Origin of the sequence: Rhodanobacter thiooxydans (assembly GCF_021545845.1) — a bacterium.
In the GTDB taxonomy this organism is placed as follows: domain Bacteria; phylum Pseudomonadota; class Gammaproteobacteria; order Xanthomonadales; family Rhodanobacteraceae; genus Rhodanobacter.
Genome location: NZ_CP088923.1, coordinates 278,143 through 295,869 on the forward strand (window position 1 = coordinate 278,143; position 17,727 = coordinate 295,869).

Genomic DNA, 17,727 nt, shown 5'->3' on the forward strand with positions numbered 1-17,727 from the left:
GCCAGCTTTTGATCTTGCAACGCACCGCGGCGGGCAGTGCCCGCCCTACAATTGCAGGCTGTGAGCTGCGGCCCATCCGCTATGCTTGCCGCGTTTTCATGACCGGCAACCGCCATGCCCTCCCGCCTCCCCGAACCCAGCGCCGACGAGCGCGCCCATTCCGACCGCCTGCTGCAGCTGCTGCGCGAGCAGATCGTCTCGCACGGGCCGATGCCGTTCTCGCAGTACATGGAGCGCTGCCTGTACGCGCCGGGACTGGGCTACTACAGCGCCGGGCGCACCAAGTTCGGCGCGGCCGGCGACTTTGTCACCGCACCGGAACTGGGTGAGCTGTTCGCCGGCTGCGTAGTCAACGCGGTGCAGCCGGTGCTGGCGATGCTGGGCGAGCAGGCGGATTTTCTCGAACTGGGCGGCGGCAGCGGTGCATTTGCCGAGGAGGCGCTGAAGGCGCTGGCGGCTGGCGGCACGCTGCCGCGGCAGTATCTGATCCTGGAGCCCAGCGCCGACCTGCGCGAACGCCAGCGCGAACGCCTCGTCGCGAAGCTGCCGGGTGAACTGCATGCCCGCGTGCAGTGGCTGGACCGTCCGCCCGAACAGGACTGGCGCGGGGTGCTGTTCGCCAACGAAGTGGTCGACGCGTTGCCGGCCACCCGCTTCGCGATGCGCCAGGGCGAGGTATACGAGGAGTACGTGGCGCTGGACGGCGAGGGCCGCCTGATCCGCGTCGACCGCCCCGCCGACGCGCTGGTGGCCGGTGCGGTACGCCATGTCGAGCGCGACCTCGGCGTCGAGTTCGTCGACGGCTACCGCTCGGAAATCCTGCCGCAGCTGCCGTACTGGATCCAGGCGGTGGCCGGCGCGCTCAGCGCCGGGCTGTTGTTGTTCGTCGACTACGGCTACGTGCGCCGCGAGTACTACCTGCCCGAGCGCGACGACGGCACGTTGATGGCGCATTACCGCCACCACACGCACAGCGATCCGCTGTACCTGCCCGGGTTGAACGACCTCACTGCCTCGGTCGATTTCACCGCGTTGGCCGAGGCCGGCAACAGCGCCGGCTTCGGCGTGGCCGGCTACCTGCCGCAGGCCCAGTTCCTGATCGGCGCCGGCTTGCAGCAGGTGTTCGAGCGCGAGCACGCGGCGACTGCCGACGAGCACGGCCGCTACCGGCTGGCGCAGCAGGCCAAGCGATTGATGCTGCCCGAGCAGATGGGCGAGCGCTTCCAGGCCATGCTGCTGGCGCGCGGCCTCGACGCGCTGCCATTGCCGGCCGAACTGCTCGCCGCCGACCAAAGCCGGCGGCTCTGACGCCATGGACGTCCAGACGTCCACCCCGCTGCGCTGGCATCGCGCCTGGGTCACCCTGGGCGGTGCGATCATGCTGTGGGTGCTGTGGATGGCGCTGACGCCGGACCCAGGCATCACGCTGGAGTTTCCGTATGGCGACAAGCTGCTGCACGCCATCACCTTCACCTGCCTGATGGGCTGGTGGGGCAACGTCTACCGCGCTCGCCGCCCGCGTGGCTGGGCCGCGCTGGGATGCCTGGCCTTCGGCGTGTTCATCGAGTTCGCGCAGTGGCTGGACCCGCCGCGCGACGCCGATGCGCTGGACGTGCTGGCCGACGGCGTGGGCATCGCCATCGCGCTACTGCTGTTGCGCACGCCGCTCGCCAGCGTCCTGGCTGGCGTGGAGGCGTGGTCAGTGCGCCGGCGCGGCGGCTGAAGCGGCCGCTGCCGGTGCCGCGGTCGAGCCGGCCGGCGCGAGCGCCGAACTGGCTGCGGCAGGCACCGCGGACGCTGCTGCCGGCAGCGGCTCCACTGCCGTCGCGTCGGTCGGCCGGCGCACCAGCTGGCCGCGCTTGAACAGCTCGCTGGCGACCTGGTAGTAGGCCACCGTCTGCGCAATCTCCTCCTCGTCCTGCGGCTGCAGCGGCACCGCGTCGTCGGTGGCGTAGTCCGGCTTCATCTGCTCCAGCTTGCGGCCGGGTTCCAGCACGGTGAGCACGTCGCGGTGCAGGTAGCCGAGCTTCTCGTAGGTGGCCGGGAACGCGCGTTCGCGGCCAGGTTCGAGCTGGAACAGGTCGTAGCCGAAGAAGCGCGAGCGGTAGCTGAAGTTGAGCAGGCCGAGCAGGGTCGGCGCGATGTCGACCTGGCCCATCAGGCGGTCCACCCGCCGCGGCGCGACGTGCTTCGGCGCGTAGATCCACAGCGGCACGTGATAGCGGTTCACCGGCACGCTGGTCTTGCCCGCGCTGGAGGCGCAATGGTCGGCGGTGATCACGAACACGGTGTCGTCGAAGTACGGCTTCTGGCGCGCGCGCCGGATGAAGTCGCCGATCGCCCAGTCGGTGTACGCCACCGCACCCTGGCGGGTGCCATTGGCCTGCTTCACGCGGCCTTCCGGGAAGGTGTACGGGCGGTGGTTGGAGGTGGTCATGACGTGCAGGAAGAACGGTTTTCCTTCCGCATGGATCTGGTCCATCTGGCCCATCGCCAGCGTGTACAGGTCTTCGTCGGCCACGCCCCACACGTTCTCGCTGTGGATGGTGGCGCTCTTGGGGATGTCGCGCCGGTCGACCGCGCGGTAGCCGTTGTGGCCGAAGAAATAGTTCATGTTGTCGAACTCGCCGTAGCCGCCGTAGACGAAGTCCGACTGGTAGCCGCGGTCGTTGAACACGCTGGCCAGCGAGAACAGGTTCTCGTTGTTGCGCTCCTTCAGCAGCGAATCGCCGGGCGTGGGCGGCACCGACAGCGCCAGCGCCTCCAGCCCGCGCACGGTACGCGTGCCGTTGGCATACAGCTGGTCGAAGAACAGGCTCTGGTCGACCAGCGAGTCGAGGTACGGCGTGAGGTGGTTCGGGTTGCCGAAGGTGCCCAGGTAGTCGCCGGACAGGCTCTCCACGCTGATCAGCACCACGTTGAGGCGCTGCTCCGGACCGACCCGGCGGATCGCGCGGGTGAGGTCGCGCGGGTCGTCGCTGACGTAGCTGGCCTCGGACGTCTTCAACATCTCGCGCACGCGGCGGAATGCCTCGTCGTCCGGCAGCGTGCGGTAGAACTTCGCGTAGTCGAGGTGGCTGCTGCGGAACGCGTTGAAGAACTGGTAGATGCCGTTGCCGGCCAGCTCGTTGACGTAGTTGTTGTCGACGCGGTCCTTCATGCCACCGTTCACCGCGGCCACCGAGATCACCGTCAGCACCAGCCACAGCAGCGCCACCTTGCTGCGCTGCCAGAAGCGGCTGCCGTCGTCGCGCACGCGCAGCGCGCGCCGGCCGAGCGCAAACAGCACCAGCGTGATCGCCGCCAGCAGCGCCAGCCACAGGCCGATCGGGTAGGACTCGCGGATGTTGCCGATCACCTCGGTGGTGTAGACGAGGTAGTCCACCGCGATGAAGTTGAAGCGCACGCTGAACTCGTTCCAGAACACCAGCTCGGACGCCGCCACGAACAGCAGCCCGTACAGCAGCAGCAGGGCGAAGCCGTACAGCACCCACTGGCCGGCACGCGAGGTGTAGGTGAACGCGGTCAGCGGCAGTATGAACAGGAACGGCAGCAGCGCCGGCCAGGTGGTCTTGAGTGTGGCGTGGTACATCAGGTGCAGCGCGACCAGGCCGAGCGCACAGGTCAGCAGCAGCGCGACGGCAGACAACAGCCAGCGCCACAGTCCGGACAGGCGCCCGGATCGCGTCGGCACGATCCACAGCAACAGCACCAGCGGCCATGCCACATAGACGCAGGTGACCAGGTCGTAGCCCAGCCCCACGCCGAACGCGTACAGCAGGTTCGGCGGCGTGTGCGGCACCTCGCTGCCGGATATCACCAGCAGCACCACGCGGGTGGCAAGCGAGATGAGCAGGAAGGTGACTACCAGCCACCACAACGGGCGGAAACGCTGACGCAAGGGAGAGGTCGGGGTGAACGCGCTCGGCACGGGCAACTCCAGAAAGGGGATCGACGGGTGCCCGGGCGGGCGTTGTCATACGGGCTTTATACCGCGGATCCGCTTGGCGAAGGCTGAGTTCTCAGCGCGGCGATGGCGTGGATCCGCGCCGCCTCCATCGCCTGGCCGATCGCCGGGCCGGCCAGGCCGCGGGCGACGAAGTCGGCGGATTCGACCGCGGCGGCGGCGGTGCGTGCCGCGCGCAGGTAATCCGCCTGGGGGTAGGCGTCGTACTCGTGGCCGCGCCGACCGCGCTGGTCCGCCTCGCAGGCGGCGAGGAAAAGCTCCAGCCGCGCCGGCCGGCGCAGGGCATCCAGTGCGCCCAGCAGCTTCAGCACGGTGGTAGGTTTCAGCTCGAGTGCGCGATGCACGTTCAAGTGCTCCCGGCAGACCAGCTCGGCCAGCGTGGCGTGCTCGGTGGGTACCTTCAGTCGTGCCGCCAGCGCGCGCAGCGGCGCCACGCCGCGATGCTCGTGGCCGATGTGGCGCGGCAGCTCGGCGGCCGGGGTCAGCGCCTTGCCGAGATCGTGGGTCAACGCGCAGAAGCCCACCACGTCGTTGCCCGGCGCCAGCCGCGCCGCCGCGTCCAGCACCAGCTCCATGTGCACACCGGTGTCGATCTCCGGATGGAACTCGGCGCGTTGTGGCACGCCGTACAGCGCATCGACCTCGGGAAACAGCACGGCCAGCGCGCCGCACTCGCGCAGCACGCGCAGGAACATCGACGGCTGCGGCTCGCCCAGCGCCTTGCGTGTTTCCGCCCACACCCGTTCCGGCACCAGGTGGTCGACCTCGCCGTCGGCCACCATCTGCCGCATCAGCGCCATGGTTTCCGCGGCCACCGTGAAACCCAGCGGCGCAAATCGCGCGGCGAAACGCGCCACCCGCAGCACCCGCACCGGATCCTCGACGAACGCCGGCGACGCGTGGCGCAGCAGGCGCGCCTCGAGGTCGCGCACGCCACCGAACGGGTCGGTCAGCACGCCGTGCTCGTCCTCGGCGATCGCGTTGATGGTGAGGTCGCGGCGGGCCAGGTCCTGCTCCAGCGTGATCGTCGGGTCGGCCTGGAACACGAAGCCGTGGTAACCGCGCCCGCTCTTGCGCTCGGTGCGCGCCAGCGCGTATTCCTCGCTGGTCGCGGGATGCAGGAACACCGGGAAATCCTTGCCCACCGGCTTGTAGCCCAGCGCCAGCAGCTGCTCCGGTGTCGCGCCGACCACCACGTGATCGCGGTCGACCACCGGGCGCTTCAACAGCTTGTCGCGGACCGCGCCGCCGACCAGGAAGATTTGCATGCGGGGATTCTGCCATGCGTGGCCGGATCGGGAGCGAGGTCGCTTTATGCCGCCGCAGCGCTCACGTAAGCTGGGGAACCGGAATCCACGGGTGGGCAGGGGGCCTCCGACGATGGTGGCAAGGCAGGCGCATCCGCTGCTGCGCAACCGTGCCGTGGGTCTGCCGGCGGAGGTGGTGCGGCGGCTCGACGAAGCCAGCGGCGCGATGGCCGGCGGCGACCTGGCGCGCGCCGAAGCGGCCCTGGCCGCGGCCCTGGCGCTGGTGCCCGGCAACGTCGAGGCGTTGCGCCTGTCGGCCCAGCTGCAGCAGTTGCACGGCGAGCACGCGCAGGCGGTGGCGATCCTGCGCCAGGCGCTGGCGAAGGATCCGCGCGATGCCCTGCTGCACATCGGCCTGGGCGTTTCGCTGCAGGCCCGGGGCGAGAACGAGGCGGCGCTGTCGGCGCTGCAGCGGGCCTGCGAGTTGGCGCCGGACTTCGCCCCGGCGTGGTTCAACCTGGGCCGGATGTTCCAGCTGCTGGGGCGCCCGGCGGGGGCGATCACCGCGCTGCACCGCGCGCTGGATCTCGACCCGGAGCATCTGGCGGCGCGCCTGCTGCTGGCCGCGGCGCAGGCCAGCCTCGGCGCCGAGGTACAGGCGGCAGCGAACTACCGCGAGGTACTGCGGCGCGAACCCGGCCATCCGGAAGCCTGGAGCGGGCTGTCCGCGCTGGACGCCGAGTGTTTCGGCAAGGACGACGTGGCCCGGCTGCAGCAGGTGCTGCAGATGCCGCAGCCGACGCCGCATGCGCGCATCCAGCTCGGCTTCGCGCTGGCCCGCGCGCTGGAGGACCAGGCCGATTACCGTGCCGCCTTCCGCGCCTTGCGCAAGGCCAATGCATGGCGACACCGGCAGCTGAACTGGAACGCGGCACGCATGCGGGCGCATGTCGACGCCGTGCTCGCGGCGTTCGCCGAACCGTTGGCCGGGGCCGCAGACGCCACGGTGGGCGGGCCGGTGATCTTCCTGATGGCGCTGCCGCATGCCGGCGCCAGGCTCACTGGGCAGGTCCTGGCCGCGCATCCGTACGTGGGCGGTGTCGACGAGTCGGCCCACCTGCAACGGGTGGTCAGCGAGGAGTCGGCCCGGCGCGGGAAGCCGTTGCTGCAGTGGCTGGGCACGGCTACGCCGGCGGACTGGGCGCGCCTGGGCACGGACTACCTGGCACGCATCGGGCCGGTGGCCCGCGGTCGCCCGCGTCTCGTCGACGCGCACCGGCTGAACTGGCGCCTGGTCGGCGTGGCGATGGCGATGCTGCCCGGCGCACGGGTGGTGCACTGCCGGCGCAACGCGCTGGAAACCTGCTTCGCCTGCTATCGTGAGCTGTTCGCCGGCGGCCACGACTTCAGCTACGACCTGGACGACCTCGCCAGCTATTGGCGCGACCACGAGCGGCTCGGCCGGCATTGGCAGCGGCTGTTCCCGCAACGCTTGCTGGTGCACGACCACGAGGCGCTGCTGGCCGAACCCGACGCCACGGTGCGCCGCCTGCTGACGTTCTGCGGACTCGATTACGACGAGGCTTGCGTCGGCTTCCAGCACGAGCCGGCGGATACGCGCATGGCGCTGCGCACGCGCCAGTCCTGGTCGCGCGAGCCGGCAATGGCAGCACGCTACGGCGCCGAGCTGGATCGCTTGCGCCTCCTGTTAGGCGCGCGCTGATCCGCCGGCCTCTCCCTCAGCGCCGCAGTGAACGCGCCGCGGCCTGCCGGCGGTGCCGCGGCGGCTCGCCCAGCCAGCTCGACAGCCAGCGCGTGAGCGCCTGCGGCACGATGCCCAGCGCGGCGTAGCCGTCCACCGTGCCGACCGAGTCGGTCAGCAGCGAGCGGAAGTTGTCTAGCGAAAAAGGCTTGCCGGGCAGTAGCCCCGCAAACTGCGCCTGCAGCCGGCCGAGACTGTCGGGCAGCGCGATGATCGGCGTGCGCAGGCCGGCGGCGGCGCGGATCGCGCGCACGATCTCGCCCAGCGTGAGCACCTCGGGGCCGTACAGCTCGAAGCTGCGCCGTACGCCGAGCTTCGCGTCGCCGACACAGCGGGCGATCACCTCGGCCACGTCGCCGACGAAGGTGGGCGCCATCCGCGACGGCGCGCGCGCCAGCGGCAGGGCCGGCAGCTGCCGCAGCAGCTTGGCGAAGCGGCTGACCAGGCCGTCGCCGCGGCCGAAGATCACGCTGGGCTGGTAGATGGTCCAGTCCAGTGCGGAAGCCCTGACCAACGCCTCGGCCTCGCCGCGGCTCTTCAGGTATTGCGACAGGCCCTGGCCCGCCTTCAGCGAGCTCATCTGGTGCAGGCGATGCACGCCGCCAGCCTCGCACGCGGCGATCAGCCGGCGGGTGAGTTCCACGTGCACGCGCTGGAAGCTGTCGCGGCCGCGCGGGTTGAGGATGCCGACCAGGTTGATCACCGCGTCGGCGCCGGCCAGTTGCCGGCGCAATACGGCGTCGTCGTGGACGTCGGCGCTGCGCACGCTCACCCCGGGCAGCACGCCGAACTCGCGGTGCCGCTCGCGGTTGCGGCTGAGCAGCACGATGCGGTGGCCGTCGGCGACCAGCCGCGGCACCAGGTGGCTGCCGACGAAGCCGGTGCCGCCGAGGATGACGAGTTGCTGTGCGGCCATGGGAACGACCCTCGATGGACCTTCAGGGCGAGACGCTGCCGGCGCCGGCCGAGGTCGCCGCCGCCTCGGCCGGGCAGGCCACCGTCCGGTGCGCCGCGGCGGCGGTGGGCAGCGCGTACGGCTGGCCGATCGCGCCCAGGCGGCTGGCCATCGGCATCACCGTGTCGCCGCGCAGGCGCCAATCGTAGATCACGCTGAACGCCATCACCCGCGCCACGTACTCGCGGGTTTCCTTGTACGGAATGGTGGCGATGAACAGGTCCGGCGCCAGCGTGCCGCGTGCGGCCAGCCACTGCTCGACCTTGTTCGGCCCGGCGTTGTAGGCGGCGCTGGCCAGCCACGGCGAGCCGCCGAAGCGCGCAGCCATCTGCGCCAGGTAGCGCGTGCCCAGCGCGATGTTGGTGACCGGGTCGTACAGCGTGTCGCCGCCGCCCCAGTCGAGCCCGTTGCGCTTCGCCACCAGCGCGGCGGTGGCCGGCAGCAGCTGCATCAGGCCGCGGGCGTCGGCGCCGGATTGCGCGTCGCTCATCCAGGCGCTTTCCGCGCGCAGCAGGCCGTAGGCCCAGGCCGGCTCGATTCCGGCCTGTTCGGCCTGCGGCACCAGGCCGTCCTGGCTGGCCAGCGGGAAGCGCAGGTCGTACAGCCGCAGCGCATCGCCGCTGCTCATGGTAAACACGGCGCGGTCGTACCAGCCGCGGCGGTTGGCCATGTCGGCGGCGACCCGCTGGGCTGCCGGGTCGGCATCCTGCAAGGCGCGCGCCCATTCGCGCCGGGCCAGCTTCGGCAGGTTCACCGCGTAGAGCTCGAACGCACGCAGCAGGCCGGGGTTGGCCAGCAGGGCTTGTTCGCGTTGCGGGTCGTCGGCCAGGGTCAGCGGGCAGATCGCGTACGGCTGGTCGAGCCGGTCGGCGGACAGGAAGCCGAAGAAGGTGGGCTTGTCGGCCTGGGCGTCGAACAGCCGGCGCGCCTCGTCGTCACGGCCCAGTGCGGCCAGCGCGCGGCCGCGGAAATACTGCCATTCACCGTCCTGCTGCTGGCTGGCCGGCATCGCGTCGAGGCCGGCCAGCACCGCGTTCCAGTCCTGCTGCGCCAGCGCCACGCGTACCCGCCACTCGCGTGTGCCGTCGGTCTGTGCGGCGGCAGGCAGGGCGATCAGCCGGGCCAGTGCGCCGCCGTCGAAATCGGTGGCGTGGTACAGCGCCAGGGTCTGCAGGATCTGGTTACGCTGCGCCTCGCTGAAGCGGAAGCGGGAGCGCAGCTGCTGCCAGGCGGCGTCGGCGGCGTCGGCATCGTGCCGGGCCTGGCGGGTCAGCGCCAGCGTGGCCGCCTGGCGCTGCCGCGGCTGGTCGGGCCAGCTGCGCGCGGCGTTCAGCGCGGCGGCCGGGTCGCGCAGTGCCTGCGCCAGCTGCCGCGCGCTGGCGCGGTCGGGTTCGGCGAGCCAGCCGGCCAGGTTGGCGATGGTGCCGGCCTGACCGGCGTCGGCGGCGCGGTCGATCCGCGTCCACAGCCGCGCGTCGGTCAGCAGGCCCTGGTCGTGCGCGGCGGCGAGCACCGGGTCACAGGCGTCGGGCAGGCTCGGCCGGGTCCACAGCGTGGCCAGGTCGCGTTCGAACTCCAGCGTGCCGCCGCCGGCCAGCCGCGCCTGCAGCGCGTCGCAGGCCAGCGTGTCGCCGAGGCCGGGCTGGTACAGCGCGAGGAACGTGCTCCAGTCCTGCCGGCGCGCCAGTTCCAGCAGGAACGCGCGGCGCAGGTCGGCGGCGGGGATCCAGTCCGGGTACTGCGCCAGGTACGCCTCCACGCTGGCCCGGTCGAGCTGCCGGATGTCGTGTTGCAGGGCCGCCGCCTGCAGGTACGGGTACAGCGGGTAGTCGCGCAGGCCGCTGGCCAGCGATCGCCAGCCATCGCCACCTTGCTGGGCGGCGGCGTAGGCCTGCCTGAAGGCGGCACGTTGGGCGGCGTCGGGTTCGGCGGCGTGCGTCGGCACGCCCGCCAGCAGCCAGCCGGCGAGCAGCAGCCCGACGAGCAGGATGCGCCGCGGCGAGAGGAAGACGGACATGCAGACTCCTGCGCTGGATCGCGGGCAGTGTAGTCGATGCGCCTGAACCGCTTGTCGCGATTCGGTGAGCGTTGGCCCCCCTGCTAAGCTGGCACGCTTCGTCTCCATGCATCCACGGAACCGGCATGTCGCCAGCAGCTTCGCCCGTCTTTCGTCGCGCCTGGCCGGCGTGGCTGGCGCTGCTGCTGGCCACGCTGGCCGGGGCGAGCTGGTGGTGGTCGGTCGGCCGGCCGGTGGCGCTGCCGGACGCGCCGTCGACGCGGATCGCCTGCGTCTCGTACGCGCCGTTCCGCCTGGCCGGCGAGACGCCGCTGGACGCGAGCGCCTTCATCAGCCCCGAACGCATCGACGCCGACCTGCGCGCGCTGTCGCAGCGCTTCGACTGCGTGCGCACCTACTCGCAGGGGCAAGGCCTGAGCGCGGTGCCGGCCATCGCCGAGCGCTACGGCATGAAGGTGCTGCTGGGCATCTGGCTGAGCGGCGATGCGAAGGCGAACGCGCAGCAGATCGCGCTGGGCATCGCCACCGCGAACAAGTACCCGCAGGTGCTGCGCGGGGTGATCGTGGGCAACGAGGTGCTGCTGCGCGGCGAGCTGACTTCGGCGCAACTGGCCGGCTACCTGCATCAGGTGCGCGCGGCGGTCGGCGTGCCGGTGACCTATGCCGACGTGTGGGAATTCTGGCTGCGCCATCCCGAGCTGGCCGGCTCGGTGGACTACCTCACCATCCACATCCTGCCGTACTGGGAAGACCAGCCGGTGCCCCCCGAATGCGCGGTACAGCACGTGGCGACGGTGTACGCGAAGGTGCAGCAGGCATTTCCCGGCCGCCGCGTGATGATCGGCGAGACCGGCTGGCCGAGCGCGGGACGGCCGCGCCAGGCGGCCAGCGCCAGCGTGGTCAACGAGGCGCGCTACCTGCGCGAGTTCCTGCGCTACGCCGCCACCGTGCACATGCCGTACAACGTGATCGAGGCATTCGATCAGCCGTGGAAGCGCGCGCAGGAAGGCACTGCCGGCGGCTACTGGGGCATTTTCGACGCACAGGCGCGGCCGAAGTTCGCCATGCAGGGGCCGGTGACCGAGGAGCCGCACTGGTGGGCCGGCTGGCTCGCCGGCGCCGCCGGTGCGGCCCTGTTCTCGCTGGTCGGCGGCTGGCGGCGACGCTGGCGCGGGGGGCGCGGTTGGCTGGCGTTGGCACTGGCCGGCGCGGCCAGCGGCGGCGCGCTGGCGTGGCAGTTCCGGCAGATGCTGTACGCCTGCCGCGACGGCTGGGAGTGGGCGCTGTCGCTCGCCGCCGGCGCACTGGCCCTGCTCACCGCGTTGCGGCTGGCGCGCTGGATCGCCGCGCGGCTGGCCGGCGAAGCGGCGCCGCCCGCGCCGCCGCGCTGGCTGCGCGCGGGCTGGCTGTTCGCGTTGGCCTACTACGGCCTGCTGCTGGCGGTCGACGGCCGCTACCGGGATTTCCCGCTCGGCCTGTTCTGGCTGCCGTGCCTGGGCTACGCGCTGCTCGGCTGGCTGGGCGAGCGCCGCGCGCCGGGGCTGCCGCTGCTGGAGGAGCGCTTCCTCGCCCCCGGGCTGCCGCTGCTGGCTGTGGCGGTGCTGCTGCAGGAAGCCGGCCTCACCGTGGTGGCGTGGCTATGGCTGGGCTTGAACCTGCTGCTGGCCGTGCCGGTGCTGCTCGACTGGCAGCGCGCGCGGCGCCTGCAGCCGCAGCAGGCGTAGGCTGCCCAGCAACAGGGCCAGCGCGCCGCTCTCGAAGCAGTACAGCAGCAGCGCGAACATGCCAAGCGCGGCGGCCAGCCAGGCCAGCCAGGCGCGCTTCTGCAGCAGCGCCAGCGCAGTGGCGGCGAGCGCCGCGATGCCGTAGACGTCATAGAGGAAGCCGAGCACCAGCCACTGCCGCCAGCGGCACCACCACGGCGTGTGGCCGGCGCTGCACAGCTGGCCGATCGCGCTGGATTCGACCAGGCCGTAGCGCAGCCAGGCGGCGAGCGCCGCTACCGTCAGCAGGGCCAGCCAGGCCAGCGCCTGCTTCGCCATCGGTGCGCTCATCGGCGTGTGGTCGGCACGGGCTGGCCGCCGACGTGCGCCGGCAGGCTGATCTCCGCCGCCAGCGGCAGGTGGTCGGAGAACGCCTGCGGCAAGGCCCAGGTTTTCTCCAGCCGGATCGCCGGCGAGGTGAGGATGTGGTCCAGCGCGCGCCGCGGCTTCCAGCTGGGGAAGGTCGGCGTCGGTTGCGCCGGCGGCTGCAGGGTGGACTTGGCGAACAGCTGGCGCATCTCGGTGCTGCCGGGCTCGGTGTTGAGGTCGCCCATCAGCACCGCGTGCGGGAAGTCGTGCAGCAGCTCGGCGATGAAGCCGAGCTGGCGCGCGCGCGCCGGCGCGCTCAGCGACAGGTGCGCGATCATCACCGCCAGCGCGTGGTCGCCTTCGCCGAACTGGGCCAGCAGCGCGCCGCGGCCGGGGATGCGGCTGGGCAGCGGGTAGTCCAGTACCGTGTGCGGTTCCAGCCGGCTGATCAGGCCGTTCGCCGAGTGCGCCAGCCGGGCCATTGCGCGGTTCGGCTGGTGGCTCCAGAACGGCAGGCCCGCGGTCTCGGCGAGGTAGCGGGTCTGGTTGAGGAAGCCCGAGCGCAGGCTGCCGGCGTCGGCTTCCTGCAGGCCGATCACGTCGAACTGCGCCAGCACCTCGGCCAGGCGGTCGAGGTTGTCCATCTTGCTGCGCCCCGGCAGCACCGCGTTGAGGCTGCGGGTGACGTACTCGCTGTAACGCTGCACGCTGGCGCCGGCCAGGATGTTGCAGCTCAGCAGGCGCAGATGGCGTTCGGCAGGGGCGGCAGGGAAAAGGGCGGCACGGGTCATCGCGACACACTACACGGGAAAGGGGCACCGGCGCGCATACGCTGGCGCCGGGCACTGCGCCCAGCATGATCCAGCGCAGATGAACGGCGCGTCAGCTGCCGCTGCCGGCAGTGCCTACTTGCCGGCCAGCTCGCGCTTGACCAGCCACTGCGTCACCGCCAGCATTTCGTCGAACGAGTGCACGGTGGCCACGCGGTACTTGCCGTTGACCACGATGGTCGGGGTGCCGTCCACCTGCCATTTCTGGATCAGCGCGAGGTCTTCCTTCATTTTCGCGGTGGCCTCGGGCGAGGTGGCCAGGCGAATGAACTCGGCACGGTCGACGCCCTCGCGGGCGTAGAAGTTGGCCAGTTCGTCCAGCGAGTTGATCGGGTAGTGCTGGGCGAACTTGGCGTCGAACAGCTTCAGATGGGTGCGCGCGACTACGCCCAGCTGCTTTGCCGCGTAGTAGGCCCGCGCATACGGCAGCCACTCCGCGCTGAACGGTGCCGGCACCAGCTTGAATTCGACTCCGGCCGGCAGCTGCTGGCGCAGCTTCTCGGCGGCCGGCGCGAACTGCGCGCAGTGGATGCAGCCGTAGGAGAACACCTCGACCACCTCCACCTTGCCCTCGCTGCTGTAGCGCTGGTGCGGAGCGGGCAGGGTGACGTACTCGCTGCCTTCGGTATACGGCGCCGGCGCGCCGGACTGCGCGGTGCAGGCACTGGCCAGCAGCAGGCCGGCGAGCAGGGTGAGCACGCGCAGGTGGGGAAATCGCTTGAACATGCAGGTCTCTCTTCGCGGGTAGGCGGTGGGGTCGCCGTGCGGGCCAGATTAACCGAACAGGCCTGACCAGACCGGCTTACTTGCCGGCGGCTTCCTTGGCCACCAGCCACTGGGTCAGCTCGATCGACTGCGCGTAGCCGCCGGCGGAGCTCGCCGTGAAGCGGTACTTGCCGTTGACGATCATGGTCGGCGTGCTGTCCACCCCGTAGGCCTTCACCAGGTCGTCGGCACGCTTCATCTTGGTGTTGACGGTGAACGAGTTGGCGACGCCGACGAATTCCTTCGGGTCGACGCCGTACTTGGCGTAGAACTTCGCCGCGTCCTCGATGGTCGGCCATGCCGAGCGCGGCTTCAGCCCGCTGGCCTTCAGGTTGTAGGTGGACAGCTCGCCGCTCTTCCACACCGCGTCGTACATCGCGTCGTGGGTCTTGCCGACCAGGTCCAGCGCCTGCGCCGCGTAGAACGCGCGCTGGTACATCGGCCAGTTTTCGTCCGGACGGAACGAGGCGGCCAGGTAGTTCATCACCGCGTTCGGCGGCAGGCTACTGGCGATCTGCTCGACGGTGGAATGGAAGCCGTTGCAGGCCGGGCAGCCGTAGGAGAACACCTCGGTCACCTCGATCTTGCCGGGATGGCTGGTCGGCTGCGCCGGGTCGATTAGGAAGTAGTGCTTGCCTTCGACCCACTTGCCGTTGTCGACGAACGGCGCCGCGGCCACGGCCGGGGCGGTCACGGCGGGTGCGGGCTCGCCGAGGGCGGTCGCCGCGGCGGCGCTGGCGGGCACCGCGCTGCCGGCGGTTGCCGGTGCGGTGCTGCTCGCGGGGCTGGCCGGCGCGGCCTCGGCGCTGCGGGCGGCGGCCGGTGCCGCGGGCTGGGCGGTGTTGCCGCTGTTGCTGTCATGGCTGCACGCGGCAAGCGCGAGCAGGGCGGCACACAGGAACGGCAAACGCTGCAGCATGGTGAACCTCGAAAAGGCGGAACGTGAAACGGCAGCGCCGGGAGGGTGCCCGGCGCGTTTCGATCAGGGTGCGCTGGCCGGCTGGCTGGCGGCACTGTGCAGGCCCTCGATGTAGCTGGCCAGGGCGGCGATGTCGTCGGCGCTCAGCTGCTTGGCGATCGCCGGCATGACCTGCGCGTGGGCGTCGTCGCCCCAGGTGGTGCCGTCGTGCCAGGCCTTCAGCGTGGCCTCGACGTACTGCGCATGCTGGCTGGCCAGCTGCGGGTACATCGCGCCCGGGTTGCCGCGGCCGTCGATGCTGTGGCAGGCCATGCAGGCCGGAATGCCGCGCGTGGCGTCGCCCTGGCGGAACAGGGTCTGGCCGTGTGCCACCAGCGCCTGGTCGGCTACACCGGGCAACGCGGTCTTGCTGGCGAAGTAGGCGCCGAGATCGTGCATGTCCTGCTCGGACAGCGGCGTGGCCATGCCCATCATGATCGGGTTCTGCCGCTTGCCGGCCTTGAAGCTGGTCAGCTGGCGCGCGATGTACTGCTCGCTCTGGCCGGCCAGCTTCGGGTACTGCGCGTCAGCCGAATTGCCGTCCATGCCGTGGCAGGCGCCGCAGACCGCGGCCTTGGCCTGGCCGGCCGTGGCGTCGCCGGGCTTGACCGCGACGCTGGCGGCGGGCACCGGCGCGGCAACTGCAGCCGGCGGGGTTGCCGCGGTGCCGGCTGCGGCCGGCTGGGCGTCCTGTGCAAGCAGTGCAGTGCTGGTCAGCGCAAATACCAGGGCTACGGCGGACCTGAGGACAGCGGGCCGAAAACCAGCGGACCGAAAACTCATACACTTGACTCCCGAGAGACTTGCGAACACTGCCAGGGATGATGGCCACGCGGCCTGCGACAGGCAGAAGCCGCAGAATTATCCCCGTGCCACCATAGCTTGGTCAAACCACCCCCATGTCCAATCCCCTGCAAGGCGCGCAGTTCGTACTCGCCGCCCATCGTGTCAGCCAGCTTCCCGCCGACCGCGGTGCCGAGGTGGCGTTCGCCGGGCGCTCGAATGCCGGCAAGTCCAGCGCGCTGAATGCATTGACCGGGCACAAGGGCCTGGCGCGCACCTCGAAGACGCCGGGGCGTACCCAGCAGATGGTGGCGTTCTCGCTGCCGCCGTACAAGGATGTACCAGTGTCGCGGGCGCAGGATGCGCAGGAGCGACCACCGCTGGCGCAGGCCGAGGGTGAGCCGCCGCTGGAGGTGCGCCTGGTCGACCTGCCCGGCTACGGCTACGCCAAGGTGCCGCAGGAGCTGCGCGAGCACTGGCGGCAGGAGATCGATCGCTATCTGCACCAGCGGCGCAGCCTGCGCGGCGTGGTGCTGATTGCCGACATCCGCCATCCGCTGAAGGAGTTCGACCGGATGATGCTGGACTTCTGCTTCGCCACGGGCCTGCCCTGCCACCTGCTGCTGACCAAGGCCGACAAGCTCTCGCGCAACCAGGCCGCGCAGGCGCTGGCGGCGATGCGCAAGAGCTTTCCCGATGGTCTGCACGCCACCGCGCAAGTGTTCTCCTCCACCGCCGGCAGCGGTGTGGACGAGGCGCGCGCCGCGGTGGTAGCGCTGTTGCGGCAGCCGCGCGAAGGCACGCACCAAAATCGCGAAGGCTAACGCGTAGGAGCCCGCTCGCGGGCGATGCTCTGCTTTTGCAAATCCCGAATCCCGAATCCCGGCTCCCGGCTCCAAGAGCATCGCCCGCGAGCGGGCTCCTACGCTCGGACGCGAAGGGTGGTCAGCGGCATGTGGCATCCATGAACACCGCGCACAGCGCCTCCATGCCGGCGCGGTCGTCCTCGTCGAAGCGGTCGGTGACCGGGCTGTCCACGTCCCACACGCCGAGCAGGCCGCCATCGGCCTTCACCAGCGGCACCACGATTTCCGACTGCGAGGCGGCGTCGCAAGCGATGTGCCCGGCGAACGCATTGACGTCGCGCACCAGCTGGGTCTGCCGCGTCTGTGCGGCGGTGCCGCAGACGCCGCGGCCCAGCGCGATGCGGATGCACGCCGGCTTGCCCTGGAACGGGCCGACCACCAGCTCGGTGCCGTCGTACAGGTAGAAGCCGGCCCAGTTCAGCTGCGGCAGGCTGTGGTAAACCAGCGCACTGAAATTCGCCGCGTTCGCGATCAGGTCGCGCTCGCCGGCGAGGATGCCGCGTGCCTGCCGCAGCAGGTCGTCGTAGTGTTCGCGCTTGCTGGCGTAGCTGTGGGTTTTCAGATCGAACATGCGCCGTGGCCTGCAGCAAAACCCGTATTATGCGCCGGCTACCAGCATGGAGATGCATGATGAGTCTGACCGAGCAGGGCGAGGGAATCGAGGCGGGACGGCTGGACATGTTCGTGGATGGCGCGTTCGCGTTCATCCTCACCCTGCTGCTGATCGGCGGCGAGTCGATTCCCAGCTTCATGTACGCGCTGCTGTTCCTGATCGGTCCGGTGACGAATCGTTTCAACCGGCGCTACGCGCAGCCATGACGGCCGCGGTGTTCATCGCCGGCACCGACACCGGCATCGGCAAGACCCATGCCGCCTGCACCCTGCTGCATGCGTTGCGTGCGGCGGGCCGCGATGCCTGCGGCATGAAGCCGGTGGCCAGCGGCTGCGCGGAAACGCCCGACGGCCTGCGCAACGACGACGCGCTGGCGCTGCTGGCGGCCGGTGGCGTGGAACTGCCGTACGCGCTGGTCAATCCGGTGGCGCTGCGTGAGCCGCTGTCGCCGCACCTGGCGGCGGCGCACGACGGTGTGGCGATCACGCTGGCACCGCTGCGCGTGGCCTTCGAGCGGCTGCAGGCGGCGCATGGCACGGTGGTGGTGGAAGGCGTCGGTGGCTGGCTGGTGCCGTTGGCGCCGGGGCTGTTCGCCGCGGACATCGCCAAACAGTGGCAGCTGCCGGTGATCCTGGTGGTCGGCCTGCGGCTGGGCTGTCTCAACCACGCCCAGCTCAGCGCGCGCGCGATCGTGGCCGACGGCTGCCGCCTGCTCGGCTGGATCGGCAATGGCGTCGACCCGGCGATGGACGTGCCCCAGGAGAACCTGGCCACCTTGCGTGAGCTGTTGCCAGCGCCATGCCTGGGCGTGTTGCCGCACGGCGTGGCGCCGGCGCAGGCCGTCGGCTATCTGCGTGCCGCGGTGGCGGCGTTGGACTGAACTTCACGTGCG

17 protein-coding genes are annotated in these 17,727 nt (G+C 70.9%); 7 read left to right on the top strand and 10 right to left on the bottom strand.

Annotated elements, in window-relative coordinates; translation table 11 throughout:
- The first annotated feature begins 114 nt into the window (after nt 1-114).
- Together LRK53_RS01115 and LRK53_RS01120 are read left to right on the top strand one after the other, a co-directional pair.
- Nucleotides 115-1,308, top strand: coding sequence for a class I SAM-dependent methyltransferase (locus tag LRK53_RS01115; RefSeq protein ID WP_027491663.1), 1,194 nt, complete (start codon nt 115-117; stop codon nt 1,306-1,308).
- Between the two features lie 4 nt (nt 1,309-1,312).
- Complete coding sequence (locus tag LRK53_RS01120) at nt 1,313-1,723, top strand: VanZ family protein (protein WP_027491664.1); 411 nt, start codon at nt 1,313-1,315, stop codon at nt 1,721-1,723.
- Here the strand turns inward: LRK53_RS01120 and LRK53_RS01125 are convergent.
- Together LRK53_RS01125 and LRK53_RS01130 are read right to left on the bottom strand one after the other, a co-directional pair.
- The gene (locus tag LRK53_RS01125; protein WP_027491665.1) at nt 1,700-3,931 is read right to left on the bottom strand and encodes an LTA synthase family protein; all 2,232 of its coding nucleotides are present in this window, start codon (nt 3,929-3,931) and stop codon (nt 1,700-1,702) included. The genes LRK53_RS01120 and LRK53_RS01125 overlap by 24 nt on opposite strands.
- A gap of 56 nt (nt 3,932-3,987) precedes the next feature.
- Nucleotides 3,988-5,235: a multifunctional CCA addition/repair protein gene (locus LRK53_RS01130; RefSeq protein ID WP_027491666.1), complete on the bottom strand. Its 1,248-nt coding sequence runs from the start codon at nt 5,233-5,235 to the stop codon at nt 3,988-3,990.
- A gap of 112 nt (nt 5,236-5,347) precedes the next feature.
- Between LRK53_RS01130 and LRK53_RS01135 the strand changes: the two genes are divergently transcribed.
- Nucleotides 5,348-6,937, top strand: coding sequence for a tetratricopeptide repeat-containing sulfotransferase family protein (locus LRK53_RS01135; RefSeq protein ID WP_027491667.1), 1,590 nt, complete (start codon nt 5,348-5,350; stop codon nt 6,935-6,937).
- Nucleotides 6,938-6,953: 16 nt separating this feature from the next.
- Here LRK53_RS01135 and LRK53_RS01140 read toward each other — a convergent pair whose 3' ends face one another.
- Together LRK53_RS01140 and LRK53_RS01145 are read right to left on the bottom strand one after the other, a co-directional pair.
- On the bottom strand, nt 6,954-7,892 hold the full coding sequence (locus tag LRK53_RS01140; RefSeq protein WP_027491668.1) for a complex I NDUFA9 subunit family protein: 939 nt from the start codon (nt 7,890-7,892) through the stop codon (nt 6,954-6,956).
- 22 nt (nt 7,893-7,914) lie between these two features.
- The gene (locus LRK53_RS01145) at nt 7,915-9,948 is read right to left on the bottom strand and encodes a transglycosylase SLT domain-containing protein (protein WP_027491669.1); all 2,034 of its coding nucleotides are present in this window, start codon (nt 9,946-9,948) and stop codon (nt 7,915-7,917) included.
- Nucleotides 9,949-10,073: 125 nt separating this feature from the next.
- Between LRK53_RS01145 and LRK53_RS01150 the strand changes: the two genes are divergently transcribed.
- Nucleotides 10,074-11,672, top strand: a complete 1,599-nt coding sequence (locus tag LRK53_RS01150; RefSeq protein ID WP_235642450.1) for a glycoside hydrolase family 17 protein — start codon at nt 10,074-10,076, stop codon at nt 11,670-11,672.
- On the opposite strand, the gene LRK53_RS01155 is transcribed toward LRK53_RS01150, so the two are convergent.
- The 5 genes from LRK53_RS01155 to LRK53_RS01175 form a co-directional block, all read right to left on the bottom strand.
- On the bottom strand, nt 11,586-12,002 hold the full coding sequence (locus LRK53_RS01155; RefSeq protein WP_027491468.1) for a hypothetical protein: 417 nt from the start codon (nt 12,000-12,002) through the stop codon (nt 11,586-11,588). The genes LRK53_RS01150 and LRK53_RS01155 overlap by 87 nt on opposite strands.
- The gene (locus tag LRK53_RS01160) at nt 11,999-12,811 is read right to left on the bottom strand and encodes an endonuclease/exonuclease/phosphatase family protein (protein ID WP_235642451.1); all 813 of its coding nucleotides are present in this window, start codon (nt 12,809-12,811) and stop codon (nt 11,999-12,001) included. Before LRK53_RS01160 ends, LRK53_RS01155 begins: the two co-directional genes overlap by 4 nt.
- A gap of 114 nt (nt 12,812-12,925) precedes the next feature.
- Nucleotides 12,926-13,576, bottom strand: a complete 651-nt coding sequence (locus tag LRK53_RS01165) for a thiol:disulfide interchange protein DsbA/DsbL (RefSeq protein ID WP_027491466.1) — start codon at nt 13,574-13,576, stop codon at nt 12,926-12,928.
- A 76-nt stretch (nt 13,577-13,652) separates the two neighbouring features.
- Nucleotides 13,653-14,534: a thiol:disulfide interchange protein DsbA/DsbL gene (locus LRK53_RS01170; RefSeq protein WP_027491465.1), complete on the bottom strand. Its 882-nt coding sequence runs from the start codon at nt 14,532-14,534 to the stop codon at nt 13,653-13,655.
- Nucleotides 14,535-14,597: 63 nt separating this feature from the next.
- Nucleotides 14,598-15,356, bottom strand: coding sequence for a c-type cytochrome (locus tag LRK53_RS01175; protein WP_027491464.1), 759 nt, complete (start codon nt 15,354-15,356; stop codon nt 14,598-14,600).
- 116 nt (nt 15,357-15,472) lie between these two features.
- Here LRK53_RS01175 and LRK53_RS01180 point away from each other — a divergent pair, with 116 nt between their 5' ends.
- Nucleotides 15,473-16,180, top strand: coding sequence for a GTP-binding protein (locus LRK53_RS01180; protein ID WP_027491463.1), 708 nt, complete (start codon nt 15,473-15,475; stop codon nt 16,178-16,180).
- A gap of 121 nt (nt 16,181-16,301) precedes the next feature.
- Here LRK53_RS01180 and LRK53_RS01185 read toward each other — a convergent pair whose 3' ends face one another.
- Nucleotides 16,302-16,793, bottom strand: coding sequence for a GAF domain-containing protein (locus tag LRK53_RS01185; protein ID WP_027491462.1), 492 nt, complete (start codon nt 16,791-16,793; stop codon nt 16,302-16,304).
- Nucleotides 16,794-16,849: 56 nt separating this feature from the next.
- Here LRK53_RS01185 and LRK53_RS01190 point away from each other — a divergent pair, with 56 nt between their 5' ends.
- Nucleotides 16,850-17,041 carry a hypothetical protein gene (locus LRK53_RS01190; protein ID WP_027491461.1) on the top strand — a complete coding sequence of 64 codons (192 nt, stop codon included), beginning with the start codon at nt 16,850-16,852 and terminating at the stop codon, nt 17,039-17,041.
- The gene (bioD, locus tag LRK53_RS01195) at nt 17,038-17,715 is read left to right on the top strand and encodes a dethiobiotin synthase (RefSeq protein ID WP_027491460.1); all 678 of its coding nucleotides are present in this window, start codon (nt 17,038-17,040) and stop codon (nt 17,713-17,715) included. The genes LRK53_RS01190 and bioD overlap by 4 nt, the downstream gene beginning before the upstream one ends.
- Nucleotides 17,716-17,727: the final 12 nt, after the last annotated feature.

What these genes read in the sequence shown, in the direction of transcription:
- LRK53_RS01120 (WP_027491664.1), top strand. Translation starts at nt 1,313, where the DNA reads ATGGACGTCCAGACGTCCACCCCGCTGCGCTGGCATCGCGCCTGGGTC.
- LRK53_RS01135 (WP_027491667.1), top strand. Translation starts at nt 5,348, where the DNA reads ATGGTGGCAAGGCAGGCGCATCCGCTGCTGCGCAACCGTGCCGTGGGT.
- LRK53_RS01145 (WP_027491669.1), bottom strand. Translation starts at nt 9,948, where the DNA reads ATGTCCGTCTTCCTCTCGCCGCGGCGCATCCTGCTCGTCGGGCTGCTG.
- LRK53_RS01180 (WP_027491463.1), top strand. Translation starts at nt 15,473, where the DNA reads ATGTCCAATCCCCTGCAAGGCGCGCAGTTCGTACTCGCCGCCCATCGT.
- bioD (WP_027491460.1), top strand. Translation starts at nt 17,038, where the DNA reads ATGACGGCCGCGGTGTTCATCGCCGGCACCGACACCGGCATCGGCAAG.
- LRK53_RS01155 (WP_027491468.1), bottom strand. Translation starts at nt 12,002, where the DNA reads ATGAGCGCACCGATGGCGAAGCAGGCGCTGGCCTGGCTGGCCCTGCTG.
- LRK53_RS01185 (WP_027491462.1), bottom strand. Translation starts at nt 16,793, where the DNA reads ATGTTCGATCTGAAAACCCACAGCTACGCCAGCAAGCGCGAACACTAC.
- LRK53_RS01150 (WP_235642450.1), top strand. Translation starts at nt 10,074, where the DNA reads ATGTCGCCAGCAGCTTCGCCCGTCTTTCGTCGCGCCTGGCCGGCGTGG.
- LRK53_RS01160 (WP_235642451.1), bottom strand. Translation starts at nt 12,811, where the DNA reads ATGACCCGTGCCGCCCTTTTCCCTGCCGCCCCTGCCGAACGCCATCTG.
- LRK53_RS01115 (WP_027491663.1), top strand. Translation starts at nt 115, where the DNA reads ATGCCCTCCCGCCTCCCCGAACCCAGCGCCGACGAGCGCGCCCATTCC.
- LRK53_RS01165 (WP_027491466.1), bottom strand. Translation starts at nt 13,576, where the DNA reads ATGTTCAAGCGATTTCCCCACCTGCGCGTGCTCACCCTGCTCGCCGGC.
- LRK53_RS01140 (WP_027491668.1), bottom strand. Translation starts at nt 7,892, where the DNA reads ATGGCCGCACAGCAACTCGTCATCCTCGGCGGCACCGGCTTCGTCGGC.
- LRK53_RS01175 (WP_027491464.1), bottom strand. Translation starts at nt 15,356, where the DNA reads ATGAGTTTTCGGTCCGCTGGTTTTCGGCCCGCTGTCCTCAGGTCCGCC.
- LRK53_RS01130 (WP_027491666.1), bottom strand. Translation starts at nt 5,235, where the DNA reads ATGCAAATCTTCCTGGTCGGCGGCGCGGTCCGCGACAAGCTGTTGAAG.
- LRK53_RS01190 (WP_027491461.1), top strand. Translation starts at nt 16,850, where the DNA reads ATGATGAGTCTGACCGAGCAGGGCGAGGGAATCGAGGCGGGACGGCTG.
- LRK53_RS01170 (WP_027491465.1), bottom strand. Translation starts at nt 14,534, where the DNA reads ATGCTGCAGCGTTTGCCGTTCCTGTGTGCCGCCCTGCTCGCGCTTGCC.